5 protein-coding genes are annotated in these 12,497 nt (G+C 41.3%); 1 reads left to right on the top strand and 4 read right to left on the bottom strand.

Going from position 1 to position 12,497, the window contains the following annotated elements; genetic code table 11:
* Positions 1–8: 8 nt before the first annotated feature.
* From WDA22_07040 to WDA22_07055, 4 genes are all read right to left on the bottom strand, one after another.
* The gene (locus WDA22_07040) at positions 9–2,981 is read right to left on the bottom strand and encodes a TonB-dependent receptor (protein ID MFA5833215.1); all 2,973 of its coding nucleotides are present in this window, start codon (positions 2,979–2,981) and stop codon (positions 9–11) included.
* A gap of 100 nt (positions 2,982–3,081) precedes the next feature.
* Positions 3,082–4,098: a PorV/PorQ family protein gene (locus WDA22_07045; GenBank protein ID MFA5833216.1), complete on the bottom strand. Its 1,017-nt coding sequence runs from the start codon at positions 4,096–4,098 to the stop codon at positions 3,082–3,084.
* 8 nt (positions 4,099–4,106) lie between these two features.
* The gene (locus tag WDA22_07050; protein MFA5833217.1) at positions 4,107–7,742 is read right to left on the bottom strand and encodes a hypothetical protein; all 3,636 of its coding nucleotides are present in this window, start codon (positions 7,740–7,742) and stop codon (positions 4,107–4,109) included.
* A gap of 17 nt (positions 7,743–7,759) precedes the next feature.
* On the bottom strand, positions 7,760–10,429 hold the full coding sequence (locus WDA22_07055) for a TonB-dependent receptor (GenBank protein MFA5833218.1): 2,670 nt from the start codon (positions 10,427–10,429) through the stop codon (positions 7,760–7,762).
* A gap of 271 nt (positions 10,430–10,700) precedes the next feature.
* Here WDA22_07055 and WDA22_07060 point away from each other — a divergent pair, with 271 nt between their 5' ends.
* Positions 10,701–12,404, top strand: coding sequence for a T9SS type A sorting domain-containing protein (locus WDA22_07060; GenBank protein MFA5833219.1), 1,704 nt, complete (start codon positions 10,701–10,703; stop codon positions 12,402–12,404).
* The last annotated feature ends 93 nt before the right edge of the window (positions 12,405–12,497 follow it).

Consider the following 12,497-nt stretch of genomic DNA (forward strand, 5'->3'; position numbering starts at 1 on the left):
ATCTTCAATTAAAAAAGGACTGAAAAACCAAATCGCGCCAATCGTGGGCGACTGACATTTTGAGGATTGTTATAATAATTATCCACTGCAGAAAGAGGAACCAATCCAACATCGCCGCGGTTAATTCTGTTTCGAATCTCTTGGAATTCTCGAGCGTTGGCCACTTGATTAGCATTATAGAGCGCCTTGCCGCTATTCGAGTACACATCGGTTTCGCTTCTAGTATCAAAGATATTATCAACTTGAATAAAGAAGGAATACCGAAATTCTCCGAGTGTTAGGAATTTTTCCAACTTCAAGTCCACTGACCATTGGAACGGTTTGACAGAACTGTTCTGGATAAATTGCGACAACTGCGTTGAAAGGCTTGCTGGAATACTGGACGTATACGGCGTACCGGATTGCATCCTGTTGATAAGACTAATACTGTAATTATCCGATTCACTAAAGTTTAAAGTGGTATTCAAAATATGTGTCCGGTCAAAACTCTGCGGTACCAGGAATGTTTCCGCACTCTTTCCGGATTTTTCACTGAAGAAAAAGTCATCACGTGGTTCCGTTCTGTTTCCTTCAGCAACGGAGAATGTATAATCAATGGACGATGAGAAAATACTTCCCGGCATTCTTCGTTGATAGAGTGAAACGGTGAGACCGCGGGAGTTTGCATAATCAAGATTCGTCAGCACTTCATATTTAATATCTCCCTTTGCCGTCACAACAATTTGCCGGAAGATATAGTCGCGAACATCTTTATAAAATCCCACAATTTCTAAGCGCAAATCAGGGGTCAATCCTTGCTGCAGACCTATCTCGTATTGAACGCTCCGCTGTGGTTTCACTTCAGCATTTCCGAAAATAGGCTGCGATCCTGCAACACGAAAATTTGTATTGGTATAGAGGGACGATAAATTACCCAATTGATAAAAATGTCCGTAGGAGAATCGAATAACACCTTGATCGGTGATAGGATAAGCGATACTGATACGCGGACTAAATGTATGTTTGATACTGGAAGTGGTAAGATCCTTTGTTAAAAATGTTGCATTACGAGCAGAAAGTGCGTCACTCAATTTTGGATTATACTTTGATGACGGATCGAAATATTCATATCGCAAACCAACATTTAAGATTAACGACTTTTCCAGTTCTATCTTATCTTGCACATACATCGATAATTGAACCGGTTCTTTTTTATAATTGATGTAACCGGAATTCACATCGGGCTTCCGTGCTGCATATTTAACGCTGTCGCTATAGACATCCTGGAAGTCATCAATAACACTTGTGGGTTTGTTAACATCATAAAATTCCAATTCATACGTCTCTAATTTTATTGTATGAAGACGAATTTCCCCGCCCAACTTCACTTCATGATCACCAAATAATTGAGCTTGTAAATCGAATTTACCACCCATCGATTCAGAGCTTCTGAATGTTCTATTTAAATTTACACCGCCGGTGGTAAAGTTAACGATTGGTAATACTGTTTGATAAAATCCCGGTAAATAACCAGGGTCGTTCATATTTTCATAGACATACGATTTGTCTTCCGATTGACTCGCCGATACTTTCACGGTGTAAAACATAGAATTGCTTATTGTATGTGTCCAATCTAACGCTTGTATTAATCCGTTACTGTAATTGGTCGGCCTGCCGTCGGGATTAAACCGATAAGAAGGATTTGTTGATGTTCCATAATATGATGCATTTTGACTCTCCCCATTGTCGTACACAACTTCATATTTCAAACGCATTGTGGATGAAAGCCTATAAGCAAAATTTCCCTGAATATTAAATGATTCACTTGTATTTAACGGGATCAAAGCGCTGTCGCCGGAAGGTCTTCCGAGATCATCAAACGTAGGTGCCTGAAAAAAACCGTAACTTTTGTATACCAGTTTCCGGCCTAACGGATTAAAATAATAGGGGGAACCGTTTGAACCTAGTCGCGGGTCGTTTGCATAAAATGGATATCCTGGATTATTTAAATCAGGAATGGGATTTCCGAGTGAATCCAAAAAAGGAATTCGTTTGGTAAATTCGTCTCTCGTAACATATAGATCTGTCGGATTATAAATCCTGTTTCCGTATAGGTAACCATGGTTTCTATCGTAAACGCCGGATGCATAAAATGTCAGATCATCAATCAACGTCGGTCCGCCAAAGGTTCCTTCAACACGCGAATTATTTAAAGGTTGATAATGCTGAATGTGCGGAAAAATATCTTTGTCCTTACTATAATAGTCTCCCGTTAACACACGCAGACTTCCGGTATTTTTTGCACCACCTTCTTTTGTCACATAGTTTACAACTCCACTGAGTGCATTACCATATTCAGCACTGAATGTTCCGGTTGATACCGTCACTTCCTGTACAGCGTTTGTTGCAACACCGATGGAACTTAAATTATCGTACGGATTGTTAACGGAAATTCCGTTCAACGTAAATGAAATTTCATTCGAGCGTCCTCCGCGAACGTGAATGTCGCCGTCATCATCAACCACAACGCCGGATTGCAAACCAATAATCTCACTAATGCTCGTCACCGGAAGTGCTTGAATATTTTCAGCGGTGACTGCAACTACCGGATTGGTCTGATCTTGCCGAATGAGAGGATTGCGCTCTCCTTCAACAATGAATTCGTTCAACTCTACGGCGGACTCATTCAGTTGAATGTTCAGTGTTGTTGTATAGTCAACGTTTACTCCGACATTATTAATGCGCGTCGGCTGATATCCAACATAACTGACCGAAACAGAATAGGTGCCCGGCGGAACATTGACAATCACATAATTCCCATCAAAATCTGTCGACGCGCCAAGAGGTGTACCGGCAATGGCCACAACAGCAGAAGGGATTCCTTCTTTTGTTTTTGAGTCGGTGACTTTTCCGGCGATCTTGCCTGTGGTGCCTGCGATGAGAAGTGAAGAAGAGAAAATGACGATTGTGGCAATGTGGAACAGAGAGTAGCGTTTGCTCATAAATTAGTATCCGTTACTGTTAAGTTCACGAAAATTAGATGCGTTTTGAATATAATCAATGCGGGTTGTTGAGTCAAGATTAGATAATAAGTATCAAGGATCAAAATCTCAGTCCAAACGAAAAATAGTGCACGGGCTTTAGACGCCCAAAATTTTGGTAGGCATAATCAACCATAAAATTCAATTGAGGAGTTAACGAATATTGAACGCCTCCTCCAAACGTCAATCCTTGTTCACTCCCCCGCTCGAAGGCAGACTTCCATCCCCCTCGAATAGAAACGATATTTGCCCAGCAATATTCAATGCCGCTGTTTACATACTCAGTATTATCGTTTGGGTGAATAGCATCCACCGCAATGGTTAATCGATTATTCTCGGCATTCACGGCGTCCGTTGCGATGCCGACTCGGAAGATCAACGGAAGATCATATTCATCCAATGCGTATTCACCATCGATGATATTTTGATCGCCAGCGCCGGTTCGGACAAGGATTTTATTGTCTCGGCCATTCAGTTTCATCTTTGGCCCAAAGTTGGACATGCTGGCACCAATAGTCACACCATTCAGCACCGGTGCGGTATACAATGTGCCAAAATCGAACGCGAATGTTTGCGCATTCATATTCCAAAGAAATTCGCGTATGTATTTTAAAGTAAAACCGATTGAAAATTTATCCGTAAGATTTTTCCCAAACGAAAGACCCATCAATGTTCCACCAGCAGTATATTTTTCCCCTGTTCCTTCTGGATCCGTTGTTGTTGTTACCTCAATTTCACCGACATTCAGTGATGTAAAACCTGCGGAAAGCGTCCCAACACCATCAATCAAAAATGCGACAGCTGCGTTATCATATTTTATATCGGCAATCCAGTCAATATGATTAAAGGCTGCTTCGCTGTTGTTCATTCTTGCAAGACCTGAAGGATTCCAATATGCGGAGGAGAGATCGTTCGAAACAGCAGTGAATGCACCACCCATCGCTATTGCGCGTGCACCGGCTCCTATTTTCAGAAACGATGCTGCAGTTGTTCCGGTTTTCGTCAACACTGCCTGTTGACTGAAGAGAGTCGAAACAATCACCATCAAGAGAAAATATTGTTTGACAAATTTTTTCATATCGTGATTTATTTAATAATCCCAAATTTCAAAATTCGTTCACCAACACCGGGAGCGTCTATATGGGCTATATAAATACCGTACGCAACACTAAAATTGTCTCTATTTAAAAGATCCCAATACTCCCTTCCATTATCGATTGATGTGTTATGATACAATTCTTTCACTAATTCTCCGGAAACCGTATAAATGCGGATGGTACACTGCGGCGGAAGGTGTTCAAAATAAATTCGACGGCTGCCGCGGGTTGTACCGGGTAAACGGTCAGTCGGTTCGATATCATTCACCGCAACGTATGGATTGGGTACTACTTTAATGCTATTCATGGAAGTCGTTGCAAGCGATGCATTGTAGGATGCAGCTTGTGTTGAAAACGTGTAAACATCATTTGAGCCAAACGGTATATGCATTTTTATTTGGAACACTGAGCCTTTAATAGTTTTTGCACCAGTCGTATCAGTAAACCGTACTTGGTAGAGTGTTGTATTGTTCGTCGGCGGAGTAAGGAAAACAATCGCTTCTCCCAGTTCCCATCGATTATTGCGTGGGGTGTTTTCGACGATAAATGCGCGAAGAGGCATCGCCAGATATGCTGAATCTTTAGAAACATTCACAATACGGAACGGACACTTAACAAGTTTTCCTAAAATATTTCCGTTTAAAGTGCCGAGTGTGTCGCCTGGTTCAACAAAGCCGCCGGAAGCATTCGTATCGAGTGAATTGAAAATTATTTGTGCATCAACTGGTGCATATTTTTGGATGCCCCCGGAATATAAACCAACTGTGCTATTTGTATTTCCGTGTTGAATAACCCAGGTTGATTTTGTTGTATCAAGTGTCAGTATTTGTGTCTGGACATATAATTTTATCCCGTCAAAGACAGGATTTGATTCTTCATTATTGATGAACACACTGGGAGGTTGGGGAAAATAACGGTACCGAACTTTGAACGGCCCATTGATGGAAGTCATTGCTCCCGTTGTAGTTTTCCTGATCAATCCGCGCAGAGTATCTAAAATATAATCTGCTCCTTCGGTGTATATTTGACCGGAAGAAGAACGCGTTACCTGCAGTATCGGATCACGAACAATGTAGGAGTTGCCAACTTTGACAAAATTGGTATCCGTCAACAGTACGTTTGATTCAATGGGTGTTTCCCTCAGAACAGCAAAATTGGTCTTGAACGTTTTTTTATTCCCTTCCCGCAGTGAGTCATAAAAAATAACGTTATACGTAATCTGATCCTTGATATGCATTTCATCCACGATCACAGGAGTGACTTTGCCTGTTGCATCTCCTTGTATCTGCTGAATACTGTTTGATGTAGTAAACTTTGGAGGAACATATCCCCCTGCGTTAGGACCCGGAATAACCCGGATCGTATTAACGTCAAAGACCAGTCTGCCTGTTACATTATCGATGCTGATTCTTTTTGTACATTCGCTGGGAGAATAATTTGTAAAATCGCCGTGATCGAACGACACAACAGCATAATAATATGTTTGTCCGTTAATCACATTATTCGAATCAATATAGGAGTGCACTAACGCGGTGTTGTCACCCAAATAGAAACTAATTCCGCGTTGATCGAACGGAACCGGTGCAAATCCTTTCCAAAAATCATCTACTAGTGTGGCATCGTAAACACCATTCTGGTTTACATCAATAAATCGTTCTCCCGGATCATATACACCATTTTTTGTTTTGGATGTATCGTCTTCAAACAGGGGCTCAGGACGTTTTGCAATATCCCAACGGGCGACTTTGCCAAGATTGTCCGTTAGAGGTGAATAGAGCAACGGCGTTCCGAATCCATCTGTGATCGTATTGATGTCGCTGAACTGCGGGTCCGTACTACGATAGATCATATATCCTTCAAAGTCTTTTCCTAGAATCGGATCGATACTCTCTTCCGCACCGCTATCCCAATACAGTGTTACTTTTTTATCTCCCGCTACAGCAGAAACAACCGGCTTATCCGGTGGACGGATAAATTGATAGTTTTGGTTATAAATCAGCTGAACAGTTCTCGCGGAGATTAGAACATCATTTAAATTTGATCCCATCAACAACGCAACCGAAAATCGTTTTATCGAACCGTCCACGCCTTTCTTTTTTAAGCTCATCTTACCAGATCCGTAAATGAATGCGATATCCTGCGATGCAGGGATACTATCCATATCAATAAACTTTCGATCCAGTTGTCCCCATACAATTTCGTCATCTTGCTGTCGAAGTGCTTTAATTGCAAAGCTTTTAAAAGCAGTCAAACCAATTTGATCAGACTCGTCCAGATCGGTCAATTCAAAATTCGGTTCACCCGGATATAATGGATTTATTGTTCCATCGGGAAAACGAAAATTGATACCGGACGTTGGAAGTCCATCCCCTTCACCAAAATCCGCTGTGCCGGGAACTCCATCAACTCCTATATCGTCATTGGCAGCATTCCAGTCACCGTCATCGTCAATTCCATTTGTTTGACTTTCATCAATCATCGCCTGTTTATTTAATTTGAAATCGCCGTCATTGTTGATTCCATCCACAGAATTTGCGGGGCTCTCCAAAAATTTACAGGCATTATAGTGGGCAGGTTTATTGAGATACCCTTTCCCATTTTCATCCCAAAAATAGACGATGCTTCTTGAAAAAACAGGGACGGGAACACTAGTTACTCGATGTACTGTATCCATCGGAGAAATGAAATATCCCAAATCATCCGTATTTTCAAATCCACCACTTCCGCCTGCAATTCCTCCCCCGACATCAACGTCACCATACATCCCGAAATACACTGTATCAAGATCTTTTTCACTGTAATTTTGTGCTGTGTAAACAAAAAAAATACAATTCTGTGCGAGCGAATTACTCCACTGAAGCGCTCGGCCTTCAATTTTTATACCCAGACCCCGTTTTGTTTTATCGTTTGGAAACGGTAAATACGGATACTCATCATTGGCATGATCGTCCATCGCCCATAACACTTCAAGATCTGCGTTCGGAACATCTTGATGCAAATATCCTGGCCAAACATATTGTCCTTTGGTGGTGTTATACCACAATTGAGACCAACTGTCCGGTTTTCCATCGCCGTTCGAATCGAACGCCGGATTGGAAGCCATCACAGCCGAAGAGGGATCGACATACGCTTGAACGATACTATTCCATCCATAGACATGCTGATCGAACGCACTGATGTCCCTCGAATCAGCATCGTTAATCGCGTCAGATGAGATATGAATATTTTTTCCGTTGGAATCTATCACCGCTGCTGCAACAAACGGTCCAAACTGATAAATATCACCAAGCCCTCGCCAAACCATATTATTCGTATTCCGTATAAGTCCTATGCCCGGAGCAATTCCACCGTAGTCATAAATATTGCCGACAATCTGATTACCATTCATATTATAGAGCCGGGCATCGGTAAACGTATTGGAAGTTTTTGAAAATGAAAGTGTGGCTGCATCTTTTGCTGATGGATATAGTGTCGGTATGCGGGGCATGGAACGATGGTTTCTTGCCTGAGCCGATAGGATAGATAATTCAAGCCGTCGTCGTTCAGCACTTTCTTGTTCAGAGTACTGAGCAATCAATGTCTGTAACATTGCTGAACAAAGAAGGATCGCACTTCGAATCTTCATGATAACATTCCTGCGAACTAAAAATTCAAGGAAACTCCAAGGCGAACTTCCCTTGGAGAAGAGTATAACAACGGGTTAACGTAAAATTCAGACATCGAATGGACCCCGGGAACAATTCCGACATGATCATCAATCGCTGCACCTTCACCATTCTTGCCACGCAATGTATATGTTGAACGTCCGGTATCTTCGTACACATCTGACTCATTTAACGTGTCAAAAAGATTAAACACTTTTACAAAAACTGTCAGCATAAAATCCGTCAATTGAAATTCTTTTTCTGCCAGAAGATCCACGGTAGTTTGTGAAGGTTTGCGAGCTGTGTTCCGATCATACTCTACCCCGCCCGGGCCCGGGAGCGGCGTGTATGGAAGTCCGGCACCAACTTTACCGATGAGACTGATGCTCCAGTTTTTTACTTCACCCATAATAATTGATGCATTCAACGTGTGCGTTTGATCCCAATCTAATAAGAGTATCTGCAATTCACTGGCTCTTCCGGATTCTTTATCAATGAAAAAAGCATCGGAACTAACATCATTCCCTTCCGACGATTGGTACGTATAATCCAATGTTCCTCCGAAAAGATCACCGTCGCTTCGTCGCTTCACCAGCGAAAATGTTATTCCTTTAATATTAGCATAATCCTTATTTACGTACCGGGAAAATGCTTCGTTTTGCGATATCCGGATAGATTGTGTGGCAAAAAGATCTCTGACATCTTTGTAAAATCCGGTAACATTAAAGGCAACATTATCCGCAACTTGTTGCTGCAAACCAAATTCATACGTAATTGTTTTTTGCGGATTGAGATTTGCATCGCCAAAGACAGTATTGGTTACGGTAGCAGCATATTCATAGTTCGGATTGGTGAACAAATACTGCAGCTGAGGCATTTGGAAAAAATGTCCGTAGGAAAAATGTATCCGTCCTCTGTCTGTAATTTCATAGGAAATGCCTAACCGCGGGCTAATAGTAATTTTTTCGGACGCCATCTTTCGCGGCGCTTTGGGATTGTAAATATCAGCAACGTAATCTGAATTTGAAAAAAAGTAATCAAGCCGAACACTCGCATTCATCACAAAACTTGCAAATTCAAATTTACTCTGAGCATACGCTGAGTGCTGCGTTGGAAATTTTGAATACGATTCGTTGTCGAGAGTAGACACTGCGGGTACGCGCGCAATTGTATCCGTTGTAAGATTCTTAATAACATTAATTCCCGTTTGGTACATCTGCCAGAATTTTGATTCATATCCAATCTTAACATCAATTTTCTGTGAAAGCTGAGAGAACGCATCGAACTTCATTCCATATGTCTCTGCTTTTCGGTCAAAATACCTGCTTACTGCCCCGCCGTAGTAGAATCCTACATCTCCAGATCGTATGAGATTTTCTACCGACTCATAATGCGTATCAAGAAAATCTTTGTAACGATACTGCTGCGTAATATTTTTAGCGTACGAAAATTTAAGAGCGTATGAACTGTTTTCATCAATAAGATCGGAATATTGAAGAATGTGAAGAATATCATTATCAAAACTATTTCCCAGTCCTTCAGGATTATATTTAAATGTATGAGAATAACTTTTTGATCTACCTTCATTAAAGACTACATCGTAATGGATTTTTCCCGACGTTGTCGGCCGAATTGTTAACCGATTAGTGATTGTGAGCGAATTGTTTGGATTCATCGGCACAACAGTTCCATCGCCGGTCTTTGGTATGCTCCAGCCGCTGGTAAAATATCCGGGAAGGTCTGACGGTTGATGCTGTCGGACTCCAAACAACCATCCTTTTTCGACATCGTTCCGCGCTGATATAAAAAATGAAATATCCTTTTCGAACATTGGAAGAGGTCCGCTAAATGTTCCCTCAATCACAGAATGGCTGGCGGGATCGATATCATCAACATTAAAAAAGATATTTTTGTGCGAACTGATCCTGTCGCCGGTATAGAAGGTTACTTGTCCAATATAACGATCCCCTCCCTCTTTGAGACCTGTTTCTACAACTCCGCTGAGAGCATTTCCATATTCTGCATTAAAAGTTCCTTGAACTACCGACAGTTCCTGAACAGCATTGGTGGCAATGGAAAAATTGTTCGAATTCGTAAAAGGATTGTTTACAGATACTCCGCTTACAGTGTACGACACTTCGTCCGAACGTCCGCCGCGAAAATGTAATGCTCCATTTTCATCTTGAATCACTCCAGCTTGTGTCGTAAGAATACCAGTGATACTTTCTACAGGAAGTGATCGGATCTGACCTGCATCAACATTTGTTTGAGATGAAGTGAGATCACGGCGAATAAGAGGCCTTTCTGCTGTGACCACAACTGGATCTAAGTCTACCGCTTCCGAAGACATTGTTCCGTCGATCCGCGAAGTTAAATCGACATTAACCAAAACATTTTGAACAATCTTTTTTCTAAATCCCACGGCAGAGATCGTTACAGTGTATGTTCCGGGCGAGACATTCGTAATGATATAATTTCCTTCAACATCAGTCGACGCACCTGTTGAAGTGCCAAGAAGCAGTACGTTCGCTCCGACAATCGGCTCGTTTGTTTTTTCATCGATGATTTTTCCCGCAATTTTCCCTGTAGTACCAGCTACAACTGGTAAAGAACTGATGGGATAGATAAGAAGAAATAGCAGAAGGATACGAAGTGTAACAACATTCATACTCGACCTGACATAGTGCTGCAATACAAAAACAATTGTAAACTATTCCATTGAGTCCGTTGAGTCCATTGAGCGGTTTTGTTCCGAGAAAAATAAAGAGAGTGTGCTCGAATGTCAAGATGAATTACGGAATATAGTTGCATAATTATACCAATTCATGCATAATCTTAAATTCTGGCGTACACTCTTGATTCTCTCTTCCTTTTTTTAGTTATTTGTCCATAAGCATCTTTATCCCGCCATTAATCATACACAATCAAGGAGGTTATTCATGAAAATACTTCTTACCGTTTTATTGGGAAGCATTCTTGTTGCCGCATTTTCTTCAACAGGAAATGCGCAGACGTATTTAGATACTGCAAATTTCACGATTGCAGCTCAAATAAAACCGAGTGACTATGCCGTATGGAACGACAGTGTAGCTGCATGGAGAGTGTATGCAACGTACGATATTGATAAAGATGGTAAAAAAGAATTTCTCGTTATCGTCGATCCTGCTTCCACACAACCGGCAGACACTACGATGCCGTCCATATTGCAATTCGAAGCAAGCGGAAACAATAAGTTTGATCTCGTATGGTCTGTTCAAATACCATATCAGAATACTTCCAAAGGATCATGGCCGTGTTTAACCGTTGCTGACGTAGACAAAGACGGTCAACAAGAAATAATTTTTGGATTGCCGTCCGAAGCGCGTCTTGTGGGCGATCCTAACCCAACCCGCCTTTTCATTTATGAATATGATTCTGTAGCAAAGAAACTCCCAAATGAACCGACGTTAACGTCAAAGCTCAGTTTCCCCGACAAATATTATTATGCAATTACAAGTATTCTGGCTGATGATGTGGACAAGGATGGCGATGTTGAATTGATCTTAAGCGCTCGCCGCGCATATGGCGGTGGTTCCGGTACCGCAAGTACTCGTCCATTGATAATTTATCATCTTAACGGCGATATCAGTCCAGGATTCAGCGATTTCGAACGCGAATTTGTCGATTCGATCGGAACATTCAACGGGGGATATTATTTCAATAATGACATCGTCGATTTTGATGGTAACGGCAAGAAAGAAATTTGGGGATACACTTGGGACATGATTAGTTATGGTGTCTACGAAGCGACGGCGAAAGATACTTACGTTTTAAAAACAGATGTGAACCAAGTAACGCCGGATATTGATTATGGAGAACAAAACAGTGTCGGGTTTTTTGACGCAAATAAAGATGGAAAATTAGAAATGTTTTTTGCAGGTCGTGTTGATGGGCTATCTCAAAGTATTGTATTATATTTACCGAACACAAACGATCTTACAAGTTTAAATGTATCAAGCCAAAAAACAATTATTCCGGCATTTACAACCGGAGATTTCCAGGGTGCGAGTATTGGAGATATTGATGGTAATGGTGAAGTGGATTTTGCAATTGCAGCAAGAGGGACTTCGAGAATGGCATATGTGGTCAAACATATTAGCGGAAAACCATTTGATGATTCCACCGGATATAAACTCGACACATTGTATTCTGCACCCAAAGACTCAACATACGATTTTCGTAATGTTTTGATAACAAATGATATTGATAACGATGGTAAAAGAGAACTGTTCATTGTGAACACTAATACTCGTAATAACCATCCAGAAGATGTGTCCATTATTATTTTGGAGAGCAAAGTGGTTGTTACAAACGTGAAACACATTTCCACTGTGACACCGACGGAATTCACGCTTGACCAGAATTTTCCAAATCCATTCAATCCTTCCAGCACAATTCGATTTGCCTTAAAAACGGAAGGGCGTATTGAATTATTCATTACCAATGCACTGGGCCAACGTGTTGCCTCATTGGTGGACGGGAAATTTGCAGCAGGAAAACATGAAGTAACGTTCAATGCCGATGGTTTAGCTTCGGGAACATACTTCTATACATTAAAATCCGGAAATATGTTAGAAACGAAGAAGATGACTCTGTTGAAATAGCAGAACAGAAACAGCAATAAAAAAAGCCGTCCAGGATTTTCTGTGACGGCTTTTTTATTTCCCATCGATTTACTACAGTTTTTTAAGTCTTGG

It is taken from the genome of Bacteroidota bacterium (assembly GCA_041658205.1).
Classification (GTDB): domain Bacteria; phylum Bacteroidota; class Ignavibacteria; order UBA10030; family UBA8401; genus UBA8401.